A 26,811-nucleotide genomic window follows, 5' to 3' on the forward strand; every position below is an offset into this window, starting at 1 on the left:
ATGGCGCTCCCCTGGTTCCTTCTATGAAAGCCACACCCTCATAACGGACAGCAGCTGGTCCAGTTTTAATGGCTTGCTGATATAATCTGTTGCACCGGCTTCCATGCACTTTTCCCTATCGCCTTTCATTGCCTTGGCAGTAAGGGCAATGATTGGAACATCCTGATGCCTGTCCAGCCCGCGAAGCCTCTTCATGGTTTCATAACCATCCATAACCGGCATCATAATATCCATCAGCACAATATCAATCTTTTCTGTCCCCATTATTAAATCCAGACATTGCATCCCGTTTTCTGCTGTAAGGACATTCATGCCTTCTTTATTCAAAGCATTTTTCAGCGCATAAATATTTCTGTGATCATCATCTACGACAATGACTGTTTTATCTTTAAGCTCGGTACCTGTATGCTGATGGTCTGCTTCACTATTTCCTTCAGCGGCTGGGGGGGATGCTGGCTCAGACACTTCCTCCAGAGGTTCTGCGGTTACAGCAGCTTCTTCAAAAGCAAGCGTTCCTGCCTCAATTTCAGGCATGCCGTTTGGCAGATTCGGAATGACCAGTGTAAAACGGCTTCCTTTTCCTTCTTCACTCTCCACTTTGCATATGCCGCCGAGCAGCTGGGCAAATTCCTTGGAGATGGACAATCCCAGGCCCGTTCCGCCATATTTTCTCATCGTGGCTCCATCAGCCTGCTGGAAGGCTTCAAAAATCAGCTGCTGCTTTTCTGCTGGAATGCCAATGCCTGTATCCAGCACTGTTATTTTAAGCCAATCATCTGTATAGGCGGATAACGGCAAACCAAAGAAATCGCTCTGTGCAGCTTTTTCAAAAGTGACTGCTACTGAACCTTCTTCCGTAAATTTAAATGCATTTGACAGGAGATTTTTCACAATTTGCTGCAGCCGCTGCTCATCTGTATGGAATACAGGCGGCACTTCTTCTGAAGAGCTTACAGTAAACTCAAGGTTTTTATGCTTTGCCACTTGTGTAAAATGCTGATTCATACGCTGCGACATTTCACCCATATTGACTTCCTCAAAGCTGATCTCCAGTTTTCCTACTTCCACTTTTGAAAGGTCCAGAATATCATTGATCAGGGTAAGCAAATCCTGTCCTGATGTATGAATAACTTTGGAAAACTCCTTCTGTTCTTCAGTTAGCATTTGATCCGGGTCTTCTGCCAGCATCTCTGATAAAAGCAATATGCTGTTAAGCGGCGTGCGCAGCTCATGCGACATATTTGCCAGGAATTCTGACTTGTATTTTGAGCTTAAACTCAGCTGCTTTGCTTTTTCCTCCAGCTCTTCCTTGGCAGCCTGAAGTTCTTCAGACTTCATTTCCGCATCTCTGGAGCGCTCTTCAAGCTGTTCATTAATCATACGCAGCTCTTCGGACTGACTCTGCATTTCTTCAGATTGCGCCTGCAGCTCCTCCGACTGGGACTGCAGCTCTTCAGCCTGTGCCTGCAGTTCCTCTGTCTGTGCCTGAGATTCTGCCAATAAGCGTTCGATCTCCATTCTTCCTGAAATATTCGTAATGGCTATTCCTAATGTTTCAATTACTTTTTCCAGGAGCTTGATCTGTGCATCAGTGAATGGCCGCAAACTTGCCAATTCCACAACTGCAACGGCCTCGTCTTTGAGCATGACGGGTGCCATCATGATGCTTTTCGGCCTGACATCTCCCAAACCGGTTGATAGGACCTTGTAATCCTCAGGAACATCATGAAGGAATATTGTTTTCTTATCCCTGACTGTTTGCCCTGCTATTCCTTCCCCAGCAAAGAAAAAGTCTCTTCCTGCATCTTCCGCCCCATCGGCATAAGCAGCTTGTTTTTTATATACAGGTTTGCTTCCGCTGTCATCTTTCACGTAAAAGACTCCGAGATTGGCTCCGGCGGCAGGTGCCAGCCTGGAAATAAAATCATCTGCCAAATTCGCTATGGTCACATGCTGGCTATAGATGCTTACTAATGCAGCAGACTGGCTTTGAATCCAGTTCTGCTCACTGATTTCAGCCGAATAGCGCTGTTCTTTTTCGTAATAGTTCTCGAGTGAATCAGCCATAGAGTTAAAGGCTATCGCGATTTCACCGATCTCATCTTTTGTTTCAATATTCAGCCTTGAGATGGAAGAAAGGTCTTGATAATCAATATCCTTAATCCCTTTTGTAATTAAGCTGATGCTTCTGCCTGTACTTCTAATCACCCAAACCGTAACTCCGACGATTAAAATAATGGCTATTGCAACCGCAGCAACCAAAGTCGCTACTAACTGGCTATATGTTTCATTTGCATTTTCCAGCGAATCAGCCATGATGGATTCCTGATATTCTTTAAATTCAGCCAGCTTTACTAGAAGAGAGTTCCGGTTTTCCCTTTCATCCCTGTACAGATCTTCCAAGGAATCCAGATCTCTGCTTCCCATTAATCCAATGAAGCTGTTTTGCATTTGGGCATATGATTCATATGCCTGTTCTACTTCCTTTAATAGCAGACTGGATTTCTGTCTATTTAATTCATTTTCCAATTTCAAAATCCGGGTTTGTATCCCTTCATGGTTTGCCTCGATCAATTCAGCCGTCATGGCGGGATCTGCCGATTCTATGTCGGTGAGCACACTCAGCAGCTGCTGATCTGTCTGATAAAAAAGCTGTCTGATCTCTGTAGCCTGGTTTACCTTATAATAGCGATCCTCCACAATTTCCAGCATGTTTGCCTTCATTCCGTTCACCATAGACAGAATGACAAACATTAGAATAAACATAAAAAATACAGTTAGGCCCAAACCCATTATTTGCTTTCTCTTAAAGCTCACCTGTTCTCTCCTTCTTTCCCCCAATTTTTCTTTATCTTTGTTTCCGTTTTCAAGTTCCTGTTCACGTTTATGAGCTTAAAAATTTTAATAGACTGGCTTCTTTACCCTTATTCGGTATAAATCAAACCTGTTTTTCTATTTTTTTTCATAAAAAAAAAGGAAGGAAAACTCCTTCCTAATGTTTAACGATATTCCTTAACTTTCTCCCCTGCTGAAGTCATCCATTCAAACTGGCGGAGCTTCAGGTCAAATAGTGTCAGAGGATCCTGGTAAATCTCAGGATTTTTGCGCATATCGCTTAAAGCCTCTTTATTATCTGCAATGTCCGTATAGGTCTCTTCAACCGTATGATTCAATACATCAAACGGATTTCTGAAGAACATTTTAATATCCCGTTCAAGCGATTTCTCGAAAAGCTCGAATTGCTGCATGAATTTATTGGTGATGGATTCTGCGATCTCGCTATAATCTTCGTGTTCAATGAACTGTTTATATTTATTATGGAGCATGGCTTTATTCTGCTGGATCGCACCAAGCAGCTTGCCTGCACTCTTCAGCAGGAACTGCGATGGCGAAAAGCGGTTTAGAATGTTGGCCTTTTCCAGCTGAACACTTCCCCGCGTCATTCGATCCGCGTCGCGGCGCCAGTCATCCAGCACCCTGAAGTCACAGGCCAGCGAGATTTTCTCCTCGCCATATAGCTCATTAAAGCTTTCGCTCATTTCATCCAGATATGCCTGGCTGCTTCTGAACTCTCCTTCACTTTCAGCAATCCACTCCTGAATGGAGACATGGAAATCCGGCAAAACCGTCTCTTCAATATATTCGTGTACCCGATTATTCATTTCGTCATTGAGTTCAGTGTGGATTTTTCCAAAATCACTGTCCTCTGTCACCATTTCTGAACAATTCCGAAGCAGTTCCGGAATCTTTTTCTCAAGATCCTGTCTCATTTTATCTTTAATTTGACTGTAGGACTTTTTAATTGTCCGGACCTTTTCTTCTTCCATATCACTCAGCTGATTGTTGGCACCCTTAAGTTTTGTTACCATTTCTTCGTTCCATTTAATAGTGTCAATCAAGCTGTTTTCCATTTCAACGCGTTTTTCAAGAAGGAATTTGATCGATTTTTTAACATAGTATAGAACCTTTGCTGTACGCTCTTCTTTCCGGTCCCGTCCATCCATCATCGACCTGATAAAGACTGCTAAATCTTTCAGCTGGCTTTCGCTTTCATAATAGGCGGAGAAAGCAAACACCTTTGCTTTTGGAAAGTAGGTATGAACACGGGACTGAGTTTCATCAAGAAGATCCATGGCATCCTGGCTGTCTGGAATCCGGTCCATTTTACTGAGAAGGAAATGAATAGGCAATTCCGGAGCCTGTTCTCTCATTCTCACAGCAAGATCCAGCTCTTTATCTGTCAGAGGCGAATCCGCATTCAGGACAAACAGCATGCTGTCTGCGAAATGGAGATATTGGAACACACCATTTCTGAATTTGCTTTGCCCCGCAAGACCTGGCGTATCAATAACAGCAAGTCTATTATTCTGTAAAAAGGCGAATGGCATTCTGCATCGTATAAGTGTCTGCTGGCTTTTTTCTGCGCTTTGCCTAAAGTCCTCCAGGTCAGAAATACTCCGGACTTCCTCGTCCGTAACGGCATGAATTTCCGCTACATCACTATCCTTGAACAGCACTGAGGCAGAAGTGGAATCTCCCATCAGCTCTTCACCGAGAAGAGTGTTGACAAACGAGGATTTCCCATTTGATGCCGTACCGGCAATCAGCAAATGCCCTGCATCCAAATCAAGGAGCTCACGGACCATCCATTCAAAGCGTTCACCCATCAGCACGCCCTTTTCCTTCGCCCATTTCATGACATTTTCAAATAGCTTGAAGCTTTCCTCCAAGCCGTCCTGATAGCGGACAGAGCGATTCACAAGGCCTTCTGCCTCGCTGACAGCTGAGGAATCAATATTAGACGGGAAAATTTCGCTCCACGCCAGCACTGCCGAGGCCGAAACAAGGGAATGCGAAGGTGCAGCTATTTTCAACCAGTTAGTTATATGATTCGGTATCAGGTGTGATAAGTCCCTGATTAGATGCTTACCGCTGATTAGTTCAAAATAAGTATCCTTGTAAAGCTCGGAAAGCTGGCCCCATGTATGTGAGCGCCCTGGCTCCATATTCAGGAGAAGATGGTTATATTCTTTCAGCCATGAGAAATAAAGACCTGATTTCTTGTAGCTACTCCATAGAGCGGCTGATAAACTTTCAAAATGAGCATGGTCCACACGGTATAACACCGAAAGCGCCTCGCTGAAATAGTTCGGCTCCATTTTAGCTGTCCGCCCCTGGTCCACATACGAATGAAGAACTTCAAACCAAGATAGGGATTCCGTCCTGATTGCTTCATTGACAGCCAGCTCCACCGCATTTCCCCAATCGCTGTGTTCCTCAAAGAATCCGCGTGCCAGATCAGTCACATCCGGATAATCCGGATTTAACCGGACCGCATCTTTAATGGATCCAACAGCCATTTCAAGCTTGCCGCGCTGTATGTAAAGTGAAAACAGCTGAAGGAGCACTTCGGTTTTCAGCACTTCTGAATCTGTCTCAATCGATTTGTAAAAGTCCTCTGCATTTGAAAGCAAATCCAATTCAAAATAGGCATCAGCCATATTTTTCTGTGCCCATGGCCCCAATTCATTCGGAATGCTCTCCCATTTAAAAATGGCCGCTTCGTAATCCTTGTTAAGGAAATACACCTCACCCTGGGCGAAACGGATATTGGTTAAATCGGGCACTTCGTTCTGCTGCTCAGCAACATACAGTTCACCCAAAACCCTGATCGGATGCACATTTTCATTAGATTCCATGAAGGTCTCATAAAAGGTTTTGCTGATTAGCTGCTTCTCTAAAGTCATCTTGATCCCCCGCAGTGCTATTTTTAAAAGTGCGCCTAAAGGCACCGGCTTTTAAAAGAGTTTTATTGAACAGCCTGCTGATTTCCTAATATCATAGGGCTTTATCAGCATGCTTTTATAAGAAAAGCGGAAGGCGCCCGCCTATCGGCTTATGACCTCGAGCCGATGGCGCCTGGAGCTAGACAGTTATCTAACTTCAGAGTTTACCTTCTTATCTTTTATAAAAAACGCATAATGCGCCAATTTTCATCCTTTATCCTTATATTGTAACAAAAATTTTTCTGCAAAAAATTTCATTTCTCTATCATTTTTGAAACATTGCTGTATTCCTGTGTAATATTCTTAATAGTTAGAACCAGCTTCTATATATTAATACCACCCCAATCAAAATAAAAACTGGCAGACAGAAATATATATTCCTGCCTGCCAGTTTATATTCTTCATCAAGAGGCTTGCTGCGGCCGGGCAGCTGAGCGCCGTCTGCCATAGAGGATTGTAACAGCCATGCCTAGAATCAGGAACACACTTGATATTTGGAATAGGGCTGCCGTTTCCACAAACTGTGCAAGCACACCAAACACAAGGCCGCTTAGCCCAATGCCAAGGTCGATAGATGAGAAGAACATTCCATTTGCCACACCCCTGCGGTTGGATGGTGTCATTGATAGTGTCCAAGACTGCAGAGTAGGTATCAATGATCCAAAGCCAATTCCGAACAAAATTCCGCTTATGATAATAAACAAATTCGAATGAGCGAAAGAAAGTACCCACATGCCGATAAAGGTCAGGAACGTGCAAAGCAGGACAAGTCCCTTTGGCCCCCGCTGGTCAAACCATTTTCCGGAAATCGGTCTCGAAAGCGATGCCATGATCGCATTGAACAGGTAAAAAAGGAAAATTTGATCAATACCGCGCTCTTCTCCAAAAATAACAATGAACGTTACGATGGAACCATACCCAAATGTCACAATTATCGTAATAAAGGCAGGAAACCAGCTGGTTTTTTCGATTAAAGAGTCTAAGTAAGAGAATTTCAGATCCTCTTTCCTTGTTTCCAGAACAGCTGCAGGCGTTTCGTAGCGAACAATGGATAGGAGCCCAATGGCAATTACGCCAAGTACACTCGAGATATAAATAAGATTGGTAAAAGAGGTAATCTGATATAGATAGATTCCAAGACTCGGAGCGATGATCATCCCGATTGTAACGCTAAGGCCATAGTAACCCATTCCCTCTCCAAGACGGGAATTAGGCACTACATCTACTGCTGCCGTACCATTCACAGTAGTTGACCAGCCCCAAGCGAGTCCGTGGATGAATCGGAACAGCAGAAAAATCATCACCACGCTTGACAGCGGATAAATAACCGTTATGGCCAGAAGCGCCGCTGCCCCTATCAGCACCAGCTGCTTCCTTGCTCTATATTCAAGCATAAATCCGATGAAAGGCCTGCTCAAAACGGCTCCAATCGAAAACAGCGCCGTAACCAGACCAATTTCAAGACCAGTTGCTCCTATGGACTTTATATATGGGGGCAGTGTCGGAATCAGCATCTGAAACGACATAAAGACAAATAAATTCCCGATCATCAGCATTATGAAAGACTTGGTCCATAAAGTCTCTTTTACAGCCCTTACCAACTGCATCCCCCGCTTTCCTTTTATCTCCAGAATAAATCAGTTAATTATTTCGCATCACTAAATACTACCATAACTGATTGGAAAAAGGAACGGGAATTTTGCATCATATCAAGGGGTAGAACTTTATTAAGACAATGAAAATCTTCTATAATAAAGTCCATAAAAAAAAGGAGCCAGATTAAGCTCCCCCATCACCCCTGCAGACTGCTTGTTTCCAGTACCCGCTGCAGAAAATGCAGTGTTCTTTCTATAATGATGTCCTGATCGTTATCCAGTGTTGCCACATGATAGCTGTTGTCCAGGGTGACCAATTCCTTTGCAGCCGATTTAATGCTGCTGTATATTTCCTGCGAATTGGAAGGCGGAACTACATGATCTTCTTTTGAGACAAAAATCAGCGCAGGACAATTCACTTTTTCTAAATCGCCTTTGACCTTCTTCATCAGTTCCGTTATTTCACCAATCGATTTAACCGGTGTCTTTTCATAGGCAAGCTCTTTTATATCAGGGTTTTTAATGTCTGAACCAATTGCATCAAGGAAGCGGACATCCTCCAGGCTGGCTGCTGCCTCCATATCAGAAATCTCAATTGCTGCATTAATCGGGATAATCCCCTTAATCTCCGGATATTTCTCGGCCATATACAATGTCAGGGTGCCGCCCATCGACAGACCTGTAACGAATATCGTACTGCAGCGCTCTTTCAGCCACTGATAGCCTTCTTCAACAGAATGAATCCAATCCTGATAGGTCGTTGTTTCCATTTCTTCATAATGAGTGCCATGTCCCCGCAAGCGTGGACCACAGACCGTATACCCTGCATTTGCATAAGCTTCCCCAAGCGGACGCATGCTTTGAGTTGAACCGGTAAAGCCATGTGAAACCAAAATCCCAATCTCATTTCCTTCATAATAAAAAGGTTCTGCGCCTTCTATAATCGGATACTTTTCAGACAAGGTTCATTCCTCCATTCAATAGATTAATTCCTAATAAGAGGTATTCTTCCCACCCCACTCTATCCCTCCTTATTTGAAAATATTTAACATTTTTGTAAAACTTCGCATCCAGTCTTCAGAAAAACTTTTTTTCCAGCATCGTCTTGTTTATAATAGATAGAATGAATAAAGAAATAAGCAGCATTGCCCTCTAAACAAAAAGCAAGCGGCAGGAGCGCAGCAAAGGGAAGTTTCGCTTTATTTTCCTTCCCGAACTTATTAAAATAAGTACTAACTACATAAACAGAAAGGCTGATACCGGTTTGGAAAACAATTCAAATTTTATACGAACGATTATTAAAGAGGATCTGGAATCGGGAAAGCGTAAAGAGGTTATTACCCGTTTCCCGCCTGAGCCGAACGGCTATCTTCATATCGGACATGCCAAATCGATTGTCATCAACTTCGGCCTGGCAGATGATTTTAATGGCAAGACGAACCTCCGTTTTGATGATACGAACCCGCTAAAGGAAGATCAGGAATTTGTGGATGCCATTAAAGAAGATGTTAAATGGCTTGGCTACGAGTGGGAGGAGCTTCACTTTGCTTCGAATTATTTCGAGGAAATGTATAACCGTGCAGTTCTTTTAATCAAGAAAGGAAAGGCATATGTGGATGACTTAAGCCAGGAAGAGATCCGCCAATACCGCGGAACGCTGACAGAACCTGGAAAAGAAAGCCCATACCGCAGCCGTTCAGTTGAAGAGAATCTTGATTTATTTGAACGTATGCGGGGCGGGGAATTCGAAAATGGAGCAAAAGTTCTTAGAGCAAAGATCGACATGTCATCACCGAACCTGAACTTGCGTGATCCGGTTATCTATCGTGTTTCACATACAACTCACCATAATACGGGTGATACGTGGTGCATCTATCCGATGTATGCTTTTGCCCATCCGCTTGAGGATGCAATCGAGGGGGTTACCCATTCCTTATGCACAACCGAGTTTGAAGACCAGCGTCCGCTATATAACTGGGTTGTCGCAGAGTGTGAAATGGAAAGCACACCGCAGCAAATCGAGTTTGGCCGCCTGAATATTTCTAATACAGTTATGAGCAAAAGAAAACTGAAGCAGCTTGTGGAAGAGAATTATGTTGACGGCTGGGATGACCCGCGCATGCCGACGATTTCCGGTCTAAGACGCAAGGGCTATACTCCGGAAGCAATCCGCGAGTTCGTAAAAGAAACGGGTGTTTCAAAAGGTTCCGGTGTGGTGGATGAAGCTATGCTTGAGCATTATGTCCGCGAAGACCTGAAATTAAAAGCCCCTCGTACAATGGGTGTGCTTCGCCCGTTAAAGGTTGTGATCACGAACTACCCGGAAGATCAGACTGAAATGCTTGATGCGGAAATCAATCCAGAAAACCCGGAGATGGGCATACGCCAAATTCCTTTCTCGAGAGAGATTTTTGTAGAACAGGACGATTTCATGGAAGATCCTCCGAAAAAATATTTCCGCCTCTTCCCTGGCAATGAAGTACGCTTAAAGCATGCTTACTTCATCAAGTGCAACGAAGTCATCAAGGACGAGGATGGCAATGTTGTTGAGCTGCATTGCACATATGACCCAGAAACAAAGAGCGGAACAGGCTTTACAGGACGAAAAGTGAAGGGTACCCTTCACTGGGTGGATGCAAAGAGTGCTATTCCGGCTGAATTCCGTTTATACGAGCCATTGATTCTTGACGAAGATGCCGATCAGAACGCTGAGGCAGACACAGATGATGCTGCTGAAAGCGATGCTGAAGGAAAAACGTTCCTTGACTACGTGAACCCGAACTCACTTGAAATTGTTAATGGTTTCATTGAACCTAACATGAAGGATGTAAAAGCCCAGGATAAATTCCAATTCTTCCGCCATGGGTATTTCAATGTCGACCCGAAACACACAACAGCAGAAAAACCTGTTTTTAACAGGATTGTATCACTGAAGAGTTCATTTAAGTTAAAGTAATTTTTAGGCTTGAGGAAGAATTTCCTCAAGCCTTTTTTATAAAAACTGCTCTTAAACACAGCTACCTTCCGGCTTGAAAATATGGTAAGGTTTAAAAGGTAAGCATTTACATAAGGAGGAATAGCATAATGTCAAATCAGCATGATCCAAATACATTACCGCCAAAAACCTGTTCCGTAGACAGAATGGTCACAGTTAAAGAGGACGTGGAGAAGGTTCTTGCAGGAAAAAAAACAGCCACACGCCGTAATGGCAGATATGCTGATGTCGGGGAAATCATGACACTTGAAGGCCAGGACTTTGTTGTAAATAAAGTTTATTCCCAATCCCTTGGTGAATTAACAGACGAGCATGCCCGCCAGGAAGGCTTCGAAAGCTTGGAAGACTACAAACAATCCATTCTTTCCATGCATCCGGGAATGCCATGGCTTCCGCAGATGCGTGTATGGGTTCATGAATTCAGCGCAGTGAAGAAGTAATCTGCCGGAATGGACATACTGTACCGAATACTGCTGTACATCCATGTCAGCAGTGCCATACTTTCTGTTGGCCCATTTTTTGTTCTGATTCCAATCGTCAATAAATTGGAATCGGCTGAGCCCGGGGTTCAGCAGGCATACATAAGCATCTTCAGGACATCCGTGCGCCTTGTCAAGCATGCAGGACATGTACTTGTAGGCTCGGGTGTCCTTCTTATCGTGAACAGCCATTGGGGCTGGACGACATCCTGGATCGTTGCGACCCTGGCGGTAATGGGAGGCTCTGTCTTTTTTCTCGCCCGAGCCTTTTCTCCCGTTCTGAAGAAATTTGATGCGCCTGGAGCAGATCAGCAGTTTCTTGTCAGGAAACTTACCCGCTCAGTCTGGATTTACCTTTTTCTATTAATGCTCATGCTCTGGTTCATGGTGGCCAAACCTGTACTTTGGTAGAGTTAACTAAAAACAAGCGCTGGAGATCCGCGCTTGTTTTTTTGATGGCATTCTGCTGCATGGCATTCGAATTCGTGTTTATATCCGAATGTCTGATAAATCCTAATTTTAGCGGAATTTTTGTTTACGTGAATATATTCTGAATTTCGCGAATATCTTGATATTTTCACGGATATATCAAATGTCTCGGAGATAAACGGAATTTACATAGGCAATAAACTCTTTATTACAAAAACCTTTCCGGAAAATCGGTCATAATCACTTCGACTCCGGCATTATTTAACAATCCGCTGCGGGTTTCATCATTTACGGTATATACCCGCAACGGAAACCCTGCTTCTTTTGCTTCCCTCCCAAACTCCGATAGAGCAAACCCCTCTTCACAATGAATGCTGTTTGCCCCTATTTTTTTTGCCATTTCGAGTGTGTTTTCAGGGATGCCTTCAATCAAATAGCCCGTCTGCAAAGTGGCATGCAAGTCCCGGACTCTTTTCAGACTCTCTGGATTGAAAGATGATATTATGACACGCTGTTCCAATTTATAATTTAGAATAAGATCAATAACCTTTTCTTCCATCCCGGGATATTCAATCAAATCATTTTTCAATTCAATATTAATCAGCAGTTCGTTGCCTTCCCTAACTGCCCATTGTAAAAGCTGCTCCAGATCCGGAATTGTTTCGCCGGTGTTAACATTCCCAAACCAGCTCCCTGCATCAAGCCGCAGGATTTCTTCAAAGGTCATGTCCTTTATATAACCGGTGCCGCCCGTTGTTCTATCCACAGTTTCATCGTGAATGATTACCAGCTTTCCATCCTTCGCCATCTGCACATCCAATTCAATTCCATCTGCCCCTGCCTCCAATGCGGCCTGGAAGGCGGCCATCGTGTTTTCTGGAAAATGTCCGCTGACGCCGCGGTGTGCAAAGACTTTTGCTCTTTTATTCAAATTATCTCCTCCTAAGTCAACAACATCATTATTAATATTCTATTCTACGGCCTGCCCCAAAACCATTTTTTTCATCCTCAGAATAGCCGCTCAAGTTTCCCTTCGCTTCCAATTCCCTTATAATGAAAACTATGAAACTTCTTTCTTCTCAGAACGTATAAAAAGAAAAGCGGAAGCGCCTTGCCCCCCCGGCAAGCACAAGACAAGCCTTCCGGAAAGGCGTTTTTTGCCCTTTTGGGAGGATTGTCCGAAATGTGGAGGGGACGACAAGCATAAGACGAGCCCTGCAAGAAGGTGTTCTTCCCTTCTGGAAGGGATTGGCTAGTCTTTCGTCCCTAGGAGCCGCAACTAGACAGGCTTGTGACCTCGAGGGGGTAGGCGCTGGAGCTAGACAGTTTTTAAAGTACAAAGTTTTTAATTCTAAGTATAAAAACAAATTAGGAGTGAAATCTGTGGGAGTTCGATTGAGCAAGGGACAAAAAGTAGATTTGACCAAAACCAATCCTGGTTTGCAGGTTGTGATGGCAGGATTGGGCTGGGATGTCAGCCATAATCAATCGCAATATGACCTGGACGCTTCAGCCTTTTTAACAGGTGCATCCGGCAAAGTGCAAAGTGATAGTGACTTTGTGTTTTATAATAATCCATCCGGCGGAAACGGATCCATCCTTTACAGCAGTGATAATAGAACTGGGGCAGGTGCCGGGGATGATGAGCAAATCCGCATCGAGTTACATAAGGTGCCGCAGCATATCCATCGAATTGCTTTTACTATTACCATTCATGATGCCCAGATGAAAGGACAGAGCTTTGGACAAGTTTCCAATGCTTATGTGAGAATTTTTAATGCCATGACAAATGAAGAGCTTCTCCGCTTCGACCTTGGGCGCGATTTTACTGTTGAAACAGCAATCGTCGCTGCAGAGCTTTACCGTCACAATGGCGAGTGGAAATTCAATGCCATTGCAAGTGGATTCCAGGGTGGATTAGCTGCCCTTTGCCGCAACTTCGGTGTTTCCGTAGATGATGAGCCTGCTCCAAGTCAGCAGCACTCATTCAGCCAGGGTCAATATCAGCAGCCAGCTCAAGGATTCAGTCCTCAACAAAACCAGCAGCAATATAGCCAGCAGGCACAATCAGGATACAACTCACCGTCCTTTGGCCAGCCTGCCTACAATCAGACTTCTTATAACACGCTACCTTCGCAGCCATCATTTGGCGGGCAGACAGGTATTGGGCAGCCGGTCCAGGCTCAATCCTATACAGATGGAAATATCGCCTGCACCCGCTGCGGATCCACTAACATCCGGACCGGCCAAAAAGGATTTGGCCTTGGAAAAGCGGCGATTGGAGGACTCATCCTTGGGCCTGTAGGACTTCTTGGCGGCTTTATTGGAAAAAACCAGCTGAAGCTCACCTGTAATTCCTGCGGTAATTCATGGTCACCTAATCAGAAGGATTACGCACAATGGGCCAATGACCAAAAGCGCCGTGCCCAGGAGCTGTTTACACGATTCAAGAGCCAGGATGTCCTGGACGCCGTTGTAGCTTCATGCGCCCTTGTCGGCATGGCAGATGGCAGGCTTGATCCAACTGAACGTCAAAAGATGGTCGAGTTTGTAAACAGCAGCCAGGAATTAAAAGTGTTTGATACACAAAAAGTGATACAGCAATTCAATATGTTCGTACAGCGGATTGAAATGGACCCGATCATCGGGCGGGCCGAAGCCTTTAAAGCAGTTGGCCGGGTAAGAAATAAGCCTGAGATCGCCCGCCTCGTAGCCCGTTATTGCATCGCGATCGGATATGCCGACGGGAACTTTGATCAAAATGAAAAACAGGCTGTTACAGAGATCTGCATGGAACTCGGTTTAAACCCGCATGAATTTCTATCTTAATATATAATGTACCCAAGCTCTGCCGAATTTCAGGCAGAGCTTTTTTGCATTTATTCCCTACTCCTCCTGAATATGCCGCATACAAAGTTCACATGCGGGTATACTCAAAAAGATAAATGCCCTGTTATTTCTAAAATTACTAAGGAGGTAATATCCTTGAAGGAAAGTTCATCTACTGAACGCTATATGCCCATGACTTCCTCCACGAGCGGAATGATTGTTAATGAAGCGGATGGAGTCTACTGCCTGACAGTTCAGATTGTGAATGTTTGTTTTGTGCGAATATCAGAAAAGCCCGGCGACTGGGTTCTGGTTGACGCAGGCATGCCAAAATCTGCAGAAAAAATTATGGATGCGGCGGAAGAACTCTTTGGAGAGAACGCAAGACCGAAAGCCATTATTCTTACACATGGCCACTTTGACCATGTTGGTGCAATTATTGATTTAGTTGAGCACTGGCAAGTTCCTGTATACGCTCATACACTCGAAATGCCATTCTTAACAGGACAGCAGGATTACCCAAAACCTGACGCGAGTGTTGAAGGCGGACTTGTCGCAAAGATGTCCCCCACTTTTCCGCATGAAGGCATTGATCTCGATACCCATATTCAGCCTTTCCCTGAAGACGGAAATGTTCCCCATATGGAAGGATGGATATGGATTCACACACCAGGTCATACTCCCGGCCATGTTTCCTTATTCAGGGAGTCGGATCGCGTGCTGATTGCAGGTGACGCTTTCGTAACAGTGAAGCAGGAGTCCTTATATAGTGTGCTCACCCAGGAACAGGAAATCAGCGGCCCGCCCCGCTACCTCACAACTGATTGGGATTCTGCCCGGACTTCCGTACAGAAACTCGAAGCCCTTCAGCCAGATGTCGCCATCACCGGTCATGGCATTCCAATGGCTGCTGCTGTATTAAGGGAAAGCCTCGCCAAGCTCGTAAATGATTTTGATGAAATTGCCGTTCCTGATCACGGAAAATATGTAGACGGGGAAGGCTAAAAACAAAAGTGTAAGCGCCTCGCTCACCCCTGACACCTCGAGGGGGCAGGCGCTGTGAGCCAGCCGTGAATAAACTTATCCTCAAACTTATTTACACGTTGCGATTTTTTAATTTTCTGGTAAACAATAAAAAAGCGAGGTTCACCAAATCGGGTGGATCTTGCTTTTTTGATGTTTAAAACAATCAAAAAAAGGAAGAGTATAATAAAACGAATTTTAATAGTTCAGGAGGTTCATATATGCATCTTGAAAACTTTACAGGACAAAAAATTCAAATAAAATTCAAGAACTTCCCAAATGATCTCGTCGGCTCCATCACAGGCATTTATCAGCCCGATGAATGGTACCTTGTTAAACTGATCAAAACAGAAAGCATGGGAATATGGGTTGAGAATCCTTGCTTCAAACGCACTATGGTCAAAGAGGAAGACGGTACCGACATCCCAGAAGAACAGCAGAAGGAAGAAGATTGCGTCACCCATTTTCTGATCCGCTGGGATTATATCAGTTCTGTCATTACCTTCCCGGATAAACAGACACTCGGCGTTGATAAGAAAGCAAAATTAATAGGGTTTCAGCCCTCTTAATAGATAATTAAGCCCCCGGGTCCATCGCCCGGGGGCTTTTTGTTTCCGTACCGCTCAACCTCAACAAACTTATTTATCTTATGATAGCTATTTTATTCGAAAAGTTCACATTTATAGTTTTATAGACTATGATATATTTACCGACTTTTCAAAAAATAAAATTTGGAGGAACACACATGTCAAATAGAACCTGTATCGTCACACATGATCTGGAACCCTCACAGATTGATAAAATTAAAGAAATCATCCCCGATTGGGAGCTCATATCCGGAAAAGATTCAGCAAACTGGCACAATGAGCTGAAAGAAGCCGAAGTGATCGCCGGCTGGAAAAAGGAACTAAAAGAGATGGTCCTTGAGGGAAACAGCAATCTTCGCTGGTTCCAGTCCTGGAGTGCCGGGGTCGATTCTCTGCCCCTGGCAGAAATGGAATCACAGGGCATCCAGATTACCAGCGCAAATGGCGTACATGCTAACCCCATTTCAGAAACGATTTTCGCATTAATGCTTGGGCTCACCCGCAAAATCCATACATATGTAAAAAATCAGCAAGCTAAGGTATGGCACCATTCTGGAATGAAGCTTGAAATTCACAATAAAACCATCGGCATGATTGGCACCGGAGCCATCGGGAAGGAAACTGCCAGGATTGCCAAAGCATTCGGTATGAAGGTTATTGGGGTTCGACACTCCGGAAAACCTGAAGAGTATATAGATGAAATGTATACTTCCAGCCAGTTGAACGATGTGCTGCCTCGATGTGACTATGTTGTCGTCACACTTCCGCTTACACAGGAAACACGGCAGCTATTCGGAGCCGAACAGTTTACCCGCATGAAGGACACTGCTTTCTTCATCAATATCGGCCGGGGTGAAATTGTAAAAGAAACAGATTTGATTGCCGCACTGCAGAACGGACAGATTGCCGGTGCAGGGCTGGATGTATTTGAAAAAGAACCGCTTTCTGAAGACAGCCCGCTATGGGAACAGGATAATGTCATCATTACCCCGCATACTGCCGGATCGACGGAATACTATACCAAGCGTGTGATTGAAGATATATTCATTCCTAATTTAAAAGAGTACATAAACAGCGGTAATCCCGGCATTAATCAGGTAGATTATAAAAAGGGATATTAATAAAGAGAGCCTTGCAGCATTCGCAAGGCTCATTTTTTATAAGATACGATATAAAACCCTTCTTCTTCCGACCACTCTGCACAGAAAATATCTTTGATATTATGGTAGCCTTCCGTTTTAATAGACTCCCTCAGCCAATCCCCATCTTTCCCCAGTAATTTAATGCCGTCTTCCACTACTTCTCCTTCATCAATCAGTAAAGTTGAAGGTTTCTTTTCCTTCACCTCAAGTTTCATCAATTCAGGAGTGACAGGCTCTTGTTTTTGGTATTTCATTACACTTAAGCCGCCATTGGTCTCAAGGTAAGCGTATTTAACTTCATTCATGCTGAATATTCCTTTTTGGCGCAGCATTGTTCTCAGCTGTTCCATTTCAAGATGGTTTTTCTCCATCTCCTTCACATTCAGCTTGCCATCCTTGACAAGGACCGACTCCCTTCCCTTTAAAATCGCCCTGAATATATTTTTCTTTTTTGCCAGAATTTCAATAATGTAAATAAATGCTCCCCACAATAAAGCCGAATAGATCACCTGCAGCGTTGTTATTTTTTCATCATAAATGGTTTCCTCAATAATCCCTCCAAGAACAACCGCATAAACAAAATCAAACGGAGTTACCTGTGAAAGCTCCTTCTTTCCAAGAATTCGGGTAACAGCTAACAAGGCAACTAGCCCAACAGCCATTTTTACTGTTATTGATAAATACATCAATGCTCCTCCTCTCTCTATATCCTCTCTATTCCCCTTACCAGACTTCGAATACACCTTTTCTCCTATTCCACTTTTTGCAAAAAAAAGTGATCCCTATGTCAAGAGACCACTTTACATATACTGGCTATTTTCTTTTCTCCGCTTCCTGAATACTAATTCCTCCAATGCTCCGGATCCTGAAATGACACCTCCCACAATAAGAACCAGCCCGAGCATATGGTTTATAGTAATTACTTCACCAAGAATGAACGCTGAGCCTGCCAATGAGAAAAAGGTATTCAGGTTCAAAAATATACTGGCTTCTGCAGGCCCAATATTACGGATGGCTGTGTTATAAACCATATGGCCGATAGCTGTTGCCAATACGGCAGATGCGGCAAATGCAGCCCAAACATAGGCTGGGGCTTCGGTTATACCCTTAAGTCCGCCGGGTTCCATTATGCTGGCCATTACAAAAAGGATCACCCCTCCAAAAATCAGCATATAGCCTGTCAGCAATCGCGGATCAAGCGTTTTCGAAGCCTTGCTGATTACAATGAAGCTAAGAGCCTGTGAAAGAATGGACAGGAACACAAAGAAATCTCCTGGAGTTAAGCTCGATATCCCTTTATTTCCTGAAAGGACAATAAAGGTCACGCCTGCACCCCCAAGCAGAAAACCCAGAACCTGGATGCCTGTAGGCTTATTGCGCAGCAGAATGGAAGACAGTATGGCTGTTAAGAGCGGACCTGCACCTAGAATAAGCCCCCCATTCACCGCACTTGTTCCCGTTAAGCCTATAGCCAGAAAAAGATGGTGGCTGACAACACTTAAAAGGCCGCCAAATACAATGTACGAGATTTCCTTCCGGCTCGGCTTTCTTACTTTCCCCATTATGCTTAATATCAAAAATACGGTTATACCCGCAGTTAGTATTCGCAAAGAAGTAATCGAAACCGGAGGAAAATAACTGACAAGAATTTTTATAATGCTCACATTCAATCCCCATAAAGCCATGATGGAAATGAGGAGAATGTATGTTTTTATGTTTTTCACATCGATCCTTCTTTCCAGAAAATCCAAGTTCATAATTTGTATCATTTTATCATATTTCAAATGGGAAGATGACTTTTTAAGGCTTTAAATATGAAAGTGATGGCATGAAAAACACCCATCTGGACTGTTGGCATACCAGGGTTTTTCGGTGGATGAACAACCGTGAAAAGCGCAAAGCAGCTGTATAATAGCAAGAGCAGCCTCCCATCAAAGGAACGGCTGCTCTTCTGCTTATTTTACATCTAACTCGTGAACCATTTCAGGTGCTGCTTTCATTTTATGCTGCTTTTTCGGTTTAGGGCCCATGTTATCAAAACGCGCCTTATCATAAATGGCAGCACCTACAACCTCCGCTACATCCTGAAGCTTTTCTTTGCTGATTTTATCAATTGTGTCTTCTGGAGAGTGGTACCATGGTTCAGTTGGGCTGTGAATGAATAACGCGGCTGCAATGCCTGCTTCGGCAAAAGGCACATGGTCACTTCTGCCTCCCTGGTATACTGGGGTCGGCTCACCGTTCAGCCTTTCACTGGATGCTTGAGAAAGTTCTGTTACAAGATTTTCTTCTCCATCCAAAGTCATCATTACTAAATCGCCTGCATCCTTGCTTCCCACCATATCAAGATTAAAGTTTGCAATGGTTCTGCTGATTTCGTCGTCAGAAAGACTGTCAACATAATGATAAGATCCAATCAATCCCAGCTCTTCTGCACCGAATGTTGCAAAGCGGATCTCCGTATCTGTCGGAATATCCTTGAATACGCGTGCCAGCTCTAATGTCATCGCTGTTCCGGAAGCATCATCATTCGCTCCAGGAGCCCCTGCTACAGAATCATGGTGTGACCCAACCACAATAATGTCATCGTTTGCTTTCTTATTGTTGGTTGGTTTCTTTGTGGCAATCACGTTGTGGGAAACCTTTTCTCCTGCATCCGCACCTTCAATGGATAGGGATGCTGATAAAGTTTCACCGCTCTCCAGCAATGCAAGAATTGCCTCACCTTCTGCTTTTGACAGGGCTAACGCCGGAACATATTCTTCATTATGAGCTCCAAGCGTACCGCTTAATGGACCCTCTGCATTATTAAAAATAACTACTCCGGCAGCCCCTTTTTCTGCTGCATTTAAAACTTTCTCGGCAAAAGAAATGGAACCGCGCTGGATAAGAGCAATTTTGCCTGTGAGATCAACGCGTTCCAGTTCTTCCTGTGTGCCTAGCCCAGCAAATGCCAGCTCCCCGCTCACATCCCCATTGACTGAATAGGTAAAGGATCTTGGCTGCAGTTCTCCTCCATAGCCATCAATAGTCACTTCCATACTGCTCGGAGGAGTATATCCATAAAAAGTGAATGGCTGAATCTCTGTTTCATAGCCATAGGATTCGAATTGGCTTTTAATATACTGAACAGCGTTATACTCCGATTCCGTACCGGCTACACGCGGGGTTTGTGAAAGATAATCAATATTATTATAGATATTCTCTGCATTAATTTGATTGACTACCTTCTTGTCGAATACATTTACAGGCTGAGTCTGTTTAACGTCTGACGGATGTGCAAAAACTGCCTGTGTCCCAATAGCTCCAAAGATAAGAGTCGAAGCTAATGCCACTTTTAAAATTGGTTTTCTCATCTAGTACCTCCAATAGAATAATAGATTCCGCTCATTAAATTTTATAATGTTTCGAAAACTCTTATAAGGGTACAAGATACTAGAGTACAGTAGGTACAATCATCTATATTTTGGGTATATTGTCAATATTAGTAAATATCTAATAGGAAAAATAGACAAAAAAAGAAGGCTGCCCCACCCCAGGTACGCCTTCTTTCCTTCTTTATTTCATTATATCGTGGTCCACATAGCGCTCGCCGTTCAATTCACTGATTACGTTAATTGCAACTTTTGCACCGTCTCCAGCTGTAATGATTGTATGGACGCTAACTCCTGCAACGGTTCCGGCTGCCCAAATGCCATCGACATTCGTCTTGCCGTCAGCATCTACATCCAGAACCGTTTTAATGCGCGGCTCGGTGCCTGCTTTAGTCTTCAAACCGGCTTTTTCTGCTAAATCAGTAGATACGCCAGCTGCTAAAATCACATGCTTCGCTGAGTACGATTTTTCTCCTGCTGTTATTGTAAAAATTCCTTCAGCTTTTTCAATGTTATCAACAGTTCCTTCTGCGATCTCTGCCCCAAACTTAGCTGCTTGCTTTTTGCCTGTTTCAATCAGTTCCGGTCCAGTAATTTCCATAAGGCCATAATGATTTTCTACCCAGGCACGTTTAGTCATGCTTTTATCATTGTCCACAACCACTACCTTCTTGCCCGCTTTTGCAGCAAATAGCGCAGCACTTGCACCAGCAGGGCCTGCACCTACAATTAAGATATCAAACATCCATACTTCCTCCTTCAACACATTATTTACTTATATGTTATCTAATTTAATAATAATTGTAAAATAATGTGATTTCAGGAAAATTGTCCAATTTAATCTTCATCTTTGATATCCCGATCCTCCGGTATCGGCTCATTTAGTATTTCTTCCACCAGCTCCCTGTATTTTTCCACCTGCTTTATATGGGCACTAAATTGTTCCTTATATATTAAATACTGTTCTCCATCATAAATGGCGCGTATTTTCTTTTGCTGAATCAAGCTTTCTACATATGACTCAGGGTAAGATAAATATTCTGCGGTTTCTTTAATGGTAAGATACATGCTTGTTCTTCCCTTTCTAATTCCCTTATAATATGGTTTTACTATTTTCTAGGCACTAGAAGACTCTACTAAAATCATATAGAATAGAAACTGTAAATAATTTGTATATGCAACTTATATTCTTTTATTATACAGCGAAAAAATACTATTTGACTGAATTCCAGCTCTTTTTTCAGCCAGATAGAGAACAGGAGAAATATAAGCTAATGAATAAAAAATGGTTATTGGGCTTATATGTGATCATCAGCCTTATTTGGGTATTCGGAACGAACTACCTTTTGCATATGCTGGAGCCCTCTTCTCTTGTCAGCTTCCTTTTTAGAGCAAAAGAGTTTCTGTACATTATCGTTACAGGCTGGCTGCTCTATTATTTTATTGGCAAAAGAGATGAGCTTATTGCCTCAAGGGAAGATGAAAAACGTCTTTCCACTTTAATTAACTCCATGGTGGATTTTGTCAATTTCAAAGACGGCCATGGCCGCTGGATCGAGTCCAATGAATTTGGACTCAAATTGTTCAATCTTGAAAATGTCGATTATAAAGGCAAAAGGGATTCTGAACTGGCCGAGTACACAGATTTTTATGCAGACGCACTGCGCTACTGTGAAACATCAGATGAGGAAGCCTGGAAAAACGGCAAAATTACCCGTCTGGAAGAAGTCATCCCATTGCAGGACGGAACAGAAAAAACGTTTGATACGATTAAGGTACCGCTCTTCCATGCAGATGGAAGCCGTCAGGGTCTCGTCATAATCGGCAGAGATATTACAGAAAGAAAGCATGTGGAAAAGCTTCTTGCCGAAAGCCAGCAGCAATATAAATCCTTGTTTGAATATAATACTGAAATTGTCTTTATGACAGACCTTCATGGCACCATCACGAAAGTAAATCCCCAATTCAAAGCGGTAACAGGATACAGTCCTGATGAGACATTGGGTAAGAGCATTAATGAAATCATACCAGCTCCTTATAAAATGAAGGCCATTAAAGGCTTTAAAGGCATCCTTAAGGATAAACAGCCCAAAACCTGCGAATTTGAGTTCAATCATAAAAATGGCAGCAAGCTCACTATCCAATGCACCGCACTTCCGCTCATTGTGAACGGTCAAATTGCCGGAATCATCGGCTATGGAAAAGATGTGACAAAGCTGCGGCAAGCTGAAGAAAGACTGCGCCGCACCGAAAAGCTTTCTGTGGTTGGAGAGCTGTCTGCCAGTGTGGCGCATGAAATCAGAAATCCGCTGACATCTTTAAAAGGCTTCGTGCAGCTCATGCAGCTGGAAGATGAAAAGCATCAATTCTATTATCAGATCATGCAGGAGGAGCTGGACCGGATCAACCATATTGTCGGCGAGCTGCTGCTCCTTGCCAAGCCTCAGGATATTTGTTTTACAAAAGCGGATGTTCAGAAAATCCTTTTTAATGTCATTTCGCTTTTAAAAACAGAAGCCAGCATGCACAATGTCCAGATCGAATTTCTATTAAAATCGGATGTGTATATGATTGAATGTGAACCAAATCAGCTAAAGCAGCTATTTATTAATATAATAAAAAATGCCATTGAAGCATCAAGTGATGGCGGTAAAGTAACGGTTACGCTGCAGGCGGAAGACCGGCAGCTGACTATCCTGGTTAAGGATAATGGCTGCGGCATGTCGGAAGAACGCCTTAACAGGATTGGTGAACCTTTCTATTCATCCAAGGAGAAAGGAACTGGCCTCGGACTTACAGTCAGTTTCAAAATTGTCCAATCCCATAATGGTTCCATTTATTTCAATAGTAAAAAAGGGAAAGGAACAGAAGCTGTCATCAAGCTGCCAGTAAGAAAAAATACATCTGCCCCTGAGGCTGGATTAACAGTTTAAACAGTAAAGAGCGATGTTCAATCAAACGTTTGATTGTACATCGCTCTTTTTTAACCCTGCTATTTCCCCTTAATCTCCAGCAGCTTCTGCCTCAAATCATTTTCCATATTGGCCAGGTCGTGTTCTGCCTGCCGGCGTTTATGGCGGCCCTCCTCCTGGATTCTAAGGGTTTCTTCAAGAGTGGAAATCAGGTTCTCCTGTGTTTTCTTTAACGTTTCAATGTCGACAAGGCCCCGCTCATTCTCACGTGCTGTTTCAATTGTATTCATTTTCAGCATTTCGGCATTTTTCAAAAGAAGATCATTAGTTGTTTTCGAGACCTTCTTCTGGGCTTCGACAGCATGGCGCTGGCGAAGCAGTGTCAAGGCGATGGCCACCTGGTTTTTCCAAAGCGGGATAGCCGTCATGATGGATGACTGAATTTTCTCAACCAATGCCTGATTGGTATTCTGTATAAGGCGGATCTGCGGTGCGCTTTGAATCGTTATTTCACGGCTAAGCTTCAAGTCATAAAGGCGCTTATCCAGGCGGTCGGCAAACTGCATCATATCGTTCACTTCCTGGAACTTCATCTGGTCATTCGACTCTTCTGCCTTCTTCTTCAGCTCGGGAATCGTCTTTTCATGAAGCTCTTCAAGCTTCAGTTCACCTGCTGCAATATATACATTTAAAGCATGAAAATACTCTTTATTATTTTCGTATAGCTTATCTAACATGACAATGTCGGAAAGAAGTGCATTCTTGCTTCTTTCCAGTTTGACGCTGATGCGGTCAATCTGAGCACCTGTTTTTTGGTATTTGGATAAGACCTCCTGAACAGAGCCGGATATCTTTCCAAACATACGCGCAAAAAAGGTTGATTTCTCCGGCTTCAGCTCATCCGGATTCACATCATTGAATTTCTTCATCAGATCATTGATGATTGTTCCCACTTCACCAACATCTTTTTTCTGAACATGCTCAAGCATTGTATGAGAAAACGTCAGCAGCTTTGATTGAGCCGGTGTTCCGTATGAGATCATCGCCTGGTGATTGGCAGGATCGATTTGCTTTGCAAGCTGATAGGCTTTTTCCCGGTTTTCTTCCGGAATCACATCGATCAGCCTTGTCCGCTTTTCCGATTGCAATGGCGAGGGAGCTGCATCCTGCTTTTCCCCAAAAGGATCTGCCATCAGATCATCCAATAAATTAGTGTTTTTTAACAGGGACGGTTTATCTTCAGTCATTTTAATCTCCTGCTTTCATCATGAATTCTTGAATCTTTTATCTTCTCAATCGAATTCTTGGCAACATCAATTTCAAGATGAAGCTGATCAATATCTTCAGCTATAACCCTGTGAAGATCTTCCTCCACATGATGGGTAAGTGCATCGAGTGTACGTCTGGTCTCCTGGAGGGACTGATCCAGTTCACGGGATTTTCTCGGCTGGGAAGACAGAAAGACATACTTTTCCGCCAGCTCCACTGCGGAATCCAGATGAGAAAAGTAAAACTTCTCGGCCTGGTAAAAACGTTTCGGCTCACTCCTGGTCAGTCTGTAAATCCTTCTCGTCACCCTCATGAACTCCATCCTCTGCTTCAGCGTCGGGAAATGCCGAATCGAGAACATCGCTTTATGCAAACGGGTTATCTTGCGGCGCGCCTCATCAAGATTTCGCTTAATGTATTGGTATTCCCTTTTCGTCAATCCATGCTTTTTCAAAAAGCGGCGGCGCTGAATCAATCCCCCTGCCCAATAAGTAAGAAGCCCGGCTCCGGCTCCATATATCCCTGACAAAATGAAAGTTTGCCCGAATGCAAAGTAACTAGCCAGCCAAACGCTGACAGACAAAGGAACAGCCGTCAGCAAACGAAAAGCAAATGCTAAAAAGGAATTCATATTTATCGACTCCTACTCATAGTCCTACTTATTTATACGTTATTTATAAACCTAAAGTTTCATCCACAGACATATTTCAGCAAGAAAATCGCGAGCACCTTCGGAACAAGTCAACTCCGCTTGTTCTTGCGAAGAACATCCAAGGAGGCTTTGACTTGGTTCCCACCACCGGACCCCTCAAGGGGGCAGGTGCGAGCTATAAAGCAAAAAATGGCGTACATCCTTAAATCTATTAAAACACTTTTAAAAAACTTCTCAAGTTATACGATACAAAATAACACGATTGCCCGCCATAGACCACAAAAGTAATCCTTGCTAAGACCTGAGACGTATATTTCCCTGCAAAAAAAGCACCTGCGGAAATTTCCCGCAGATGCTTTCTGGCTATTTTACAGCCAATGCACGCTTGCCCATGGCATCGTAGATCTTAATGAACTTCTCCTTAGGCATTTTCACATCTTTCTGAACTGCTTCACTGTCATTAAAGTAAACATAATCTGCATCCACACCGGTTACGACAATGCAGTGCAATGGTGTCGGTGCACTGATCGTTTTGCCGGCAGGCGTTTTCCAGCTTCTATTATTCGGCATTTCATGGCTGATTGTAAACCATGCCAAAACAGGATTACCCTCTGAAACAGCCTTTTCTATTTCTGAAAAATCTTTTCCGGTCAGATTTACACCGCCTCGACGATACTGATCAAGCAGCTTTTTCAGCGGTCCCGGGTTTATCGTATGGCCGTTGCCAAAAGGTGTTCCGACAAACCCGACATCAGGATCCCCCCAGGTTTTAATAGAACCATCCGCATTTCTTACCAGCTTGGTTGAGTCATATGGCATTTCTTTTGCAAGTGTTGTTTTGCTTACATTCACTCCATAAAATTTCAATGCCATGGCAAGAGAAGTTACTTCACATCCGCTTGGCAGCTCCGGCCGCTGGGCAATGAGCGGTACATTGATCCTTGCTTGACGGGGATCACCAGCTGTCACATAATCACCGCTTACATACCCTGTGCTGCCGTTGTAGGAAATTTTATACCAGCCGTTGCTTTCCTTATGTATGACAATTAATAATGATCCGTTTTTTAAAAGGCCGACACTGCTGTAATTTAATCCCGGACCTTTTCGGACATTTAATGATGTTGCATCCACCCGGTAAAGTTTTTCATTTGTTTTGACGTATTGGCCGCTGACATAGCCTGTTTTTCCATTATAGTTAATTTTATACCAGCCGCTGGCAAGGCGTTCAATTGCTTGTATACTGCTGCCTTGGGGAAGACTGCCGATCCGATCGTAATTTGTTCCGGGGCCTGAACGGACATTCAGACTGGTTGCATCCACTGTGTAAGTATAGGAAGCCGCTTCTGCCACTGCCTCGTTTGAAAAGCCTGGAATTATTGGTGACATGATTCCTCCTGCAAAAATAGCTGCAGCAGCAGTCCCTTTTAATAAAGCTCTTTTTCCATATGAACTTTTTATAATTGCCATATACTTTCCTCCATATCCTTAATTTATTTCTGTCGAATTTTGCAGACTACTCTAAAAATATCGATTCGGAAACTCCCAGTCTACCTTTTTGGGACTGGAAAAATATTATTGATTCTATTGAATCAGCTAATATGGGGGAGTCAGTATATTTGGCATCTGCATATCTTCCTTCTTCCTGCCATTCAATTAAGTGCCCCTAGCAGCAGAAAGACGATTTTTTGTTTATTTATAAGAAATACAGGGAATATGCTCTTGTACCAATTTACTTACAC

21 protein-coding genes are annotated in these 26,811 nt (G+C 43.5%); 8 read left to right on the plus strand and 13 right to left on the minus strand.

Annotated features, from left to right (window positions below):
* Positions 1-21 precede the first annotated feature (21 nt).
* From MKY20_RS01825 to MKY20_RS01840, 4 genes are all read right to left on the minus strand, one after another.
* On the minus strand, positions 22-2,817 hold the full coding sequence (locus tag MKY20_RS01825) for a response regulator (protein WP_009335922.1): 2,796 nt from the start codon (positions 2,815-2,817) through the stop codon (positions 22-24).
* Positions 2,818-2,999: 182 nt separating this feature from the next.
* Complete coding sequence (locus MKY20_RS01830) at positions 3,000-5,747, minus strand: dynamin family protein (protein ID WP_251175355.1); 2,748 nt, start codon at positions 5,745-5,747, stop codon at positions 3,000-3,002.
* Between the two features lie 443 nt (positions 5,748-6,190).
* Positions 6,191-7,393, minus strand: a complete 1,203-nt coding sequence (locus MKY20_RS01835; RefSeq protein ID WP_034297759.1) for an MFS transporter — start codon at positions 7,391-7,393, stop codon at positions 6,191-6,193.
* A gap of 185 nt (positions 7,394-7,578) precedes the next feature.
* On the minus strand, positions 7,579-8,343 hold the full coding sequence (locus MKY20_RS01840; protein ID WP_050807844.1) for an alpha/beta hydrolase: 765 nt from the start codon (positions 8,341-8,343) through the stop codon (positions 7,579-7,581).
* Positions 8,344-8,645: 302 nt separating this feature from the next.
* Here MKY20_RS01840 and MKY20_RS01845 point away from each other — a divergent pair, with 302 nt between their 5' ends.
* From MKY20_RS01845 to MKY20_RS01855, 3 genes are all read left to right on the plus strand, one after another.
* A complete protein-coding gene (locus MKY20_RS01845) occupies positions 8,646-10,337 on the plus strand; it encodes a glutamine--tRNA ligase/YqeY domain fusion protein (protein ID WP_019380099.1) in 1,692 nt (563 codons plus the stop codon).
* 128 nt (positions 10,338-10,465) lie between these two features.
* A complete protein-coding gene (locus tag MKY20_RS01850; RefSeq protein WP_009335927.1) occupies positions 10,466-10,816 on the plus strand; it encodes an ASCH domain-containing protein in 351 nt (116 codons plus the stop codon).
* 9 nt (positions 10,817-10,825) lie between these two features.
* Positions 10,826-11,266 (plus strand): hypothetical protein, encoded by a 441-nt coding sequence (locus MKY20_RS01855; RefSeq protein ID WP_009335928.1) that lies wholly within the window; start codon positions 10,826-10,828, stop codon positions 11,264-11,266.
* 226 nt (positions 11,267-11,492) lie between these two features.
* Here MKY20_RS01855 and MKY20_RS01860 read toward each other — a convergent pair whose 3' ends face one another.
* A complete protein-coding gene (locus MKY20_RS01860; protein ID WP_009335929.1) occupies positions 11,493-12,215 on the minus strand; it encodes a glycerophosphodiester phosphodiesterase in 723 nt (240 codons plus the stop codon).
* Positions 12,216-12,667: 452 nt separating this feature from the next.
* Between MKY20_RS01860 and MKY20_RS01865 the strand changes: the two genes are divergently transcribed.
* The 4 genes from MKY20_RS01865 to MKY20_RS01880 all read left to right on the plus strand — a co-directional run bounded on the left by MKY20_RS01865 (position 12,668) and on the right by MKY20_RS01880 (position 16,844).
* Positions 12,668-14,113, plus strand: coding sequence for a TerD family protein (locus MKY20_RS01865; protein ID WP_217027440.1), 1,446 nt, complete (start codon positions 12,668-12,670; stop codon positions 14,111-14,113).
* 186 nt (positions 14,114-14,299) lie between these two features.
* Positions 14,300-15,118, plus strand: a complete 819-nt coding sequence (locus tag MKY20_RS01870) for an MBL fold metallo-hydrolase (RefSeq protein ID WP_226280802.1) — start codon at positions 14,300-14,302, stop codon at positions 15,116-15,118.
* A 239-nt stretch (positions 15,119-15,357) separates the two neighbouring features.
* A complete protein-coding gene (locus MKY20_RS01875) occupies positions 15,358-15,705 on the plus strand; it encodes a hypothetical protein (RefSeq protein WP_009335932.1) in 348 nt (115 codons plus the stop codon).
* A gap of 176 nt (positions 15,706-15,881) precedes the next feature.
* The gene (locus MKY20_RS01880) at positions 15,882-16,844 is read left to right on the plus strand and encodes a D-2-hydroxyacid dehydrogenase (protein WP_071156475.1); all 963 of its coding nucleotides are present in this window, start codon (positions 15,882-15,884) and stop codon (positions 16,842-16,844) included.
* Between the two features lie 29 nt (positions 16,845-16,873).
* Here MKY20_RS01880 and MKY20_RS01885 read toward each other — a convergent pair whose 3' ends face one another.
* The 5 genes from MKY20_RS01885 to MKY20_RS01905 form a co-directional block, all read right to left on the minus strand.
* Positions 16,874-17,551, minus strand: a complete 678-nt coding sequence (locus MKY20_RS01885) for a DUF421 domain-containing protein (protein ID WP_009335934.1) — start codon at positions 17,549-17,551, stop codon at positions 16,874-16,876.
* Positions 17,552-17,665: 114 nt separating this feature from the next.
* Positions 17,666-18,589 (minus strand): DMT family transporter, encoded by a 924-nt coding sequence (locus MKY20_RS01890; protein WP_033196474.1) that lies wholly within the window; start codon positions 18,587-18,589, stop codon positions 17,666-17,668.
* 231 nt (positions 18,590-18,820) lie between these two features.
* Complete coding sequence (locus MKY20_RS01895; RefSeq protein WP_251175357.1) at positions 18,821-20,221, minus strand: M28 family peptidase; 1,401 nt, start codon at positions 20,219-20,221, stop codon at positions 18,821-18,823.
* Positions 20,222-20,423: 202 nt separating this feature from the next.
* Positions 20,424-20,984, minus strand: a complete 561-nt coding sequence (locus MKY20_RS01900; RefSeq protein WP_251175358.1) for an FAD-dependent oxidoreductase — start codon at positions 20,982-20,984, stop codon at positions 20,424-20,426.
* Between the two features lie 92 nt (positions 20,985-21,076).
* Positions 21,077-21,307 (minus strand): excisionase family DNA-binding protein, encoded by a 231-nt coding sequence (locus MKY20_RS01905; protein WP_009335938.1) that lies wholly within the window; start codon positions 21,305-21,307, stop codon positions 21,077-21,079.
* Positions 21,308-21,513: 206 nt separating this feature from the next.
* On the opposite strand from MKY20_RS01905, the gene MKY20_RS01910 reads away from it, so the two are divergent.
* Positions 21,514-23,172, plus strand: a complete 1,659-nt coding sequence (locus MKY20_RS01910) for a PAS domain-containing sensor histidine kinase (RefSeq protein ID WP_009335939.1) — start codon at positions 21,514-21,516, stop codon at positions 23,170-23,172.
* Between the two features lie 59 nt (positions 23,173-23,231).
* Here the strand turns inward: MKY20_RS01910 and MKY20_RS01915 are convergent, their stop codons facing one another.
* The 3 genes from MKY20_RS01915 to MKY20_RS01925 form a co-directional block, all read right to left on the minus strand.
* The gene (locus tag MKY20_RS01915; RefSeq protein WP_251175359.1) at positions 23,232-24,398 is read right to left on the minus strand and encodes a toxic anion resistance protein; all 1,167 of its coding nucleotides are present in this window, start codon (positions 24,396-24,398) and stop codon (positions 23,232-23,234) included.
* Positions 24,395-25,051, minus strand: a complete 657-nt coding sequence (locus MKY20_RS01920; protein ID WP_009335941.1) for a 5-bromo-4-chloroindolyl phosphate hydrolysis family protein — start codon at positions 25,049-25,051, stop codon at positions 24,395-24,397. Before MKY20_RS01920 ends, MKY20_RS01915 begins: the two co-directional genes overlap by 4 nt.
* A 384-nt stretch (positions 25,052-25,435) precedes the next feature.
* Positions 25,436-26,539, minus strand: coding sequence for an SH3 domain-containing protein (locus MKY20_RS01925; RefSeq protein ID WP_251175360.1), 1,104 nt, complete (start codon positions 26,537-26,539; stop codon positions 25,436-25,438).
* Positions 26,540-26,811: the final 272 nt, after the last annotated feature.

Source organism: Cytobacillus sp. FSL W8-0315 (genome assembly GCF_038002905.1).
In the GTDB taxonomy this organism is placed as follows: Bacteria; Bacillota; Bacilli; order Bacillales; family Cytobacillaceae; genus Cytobacillus; species Cytobacillus pseudoceanisediminis.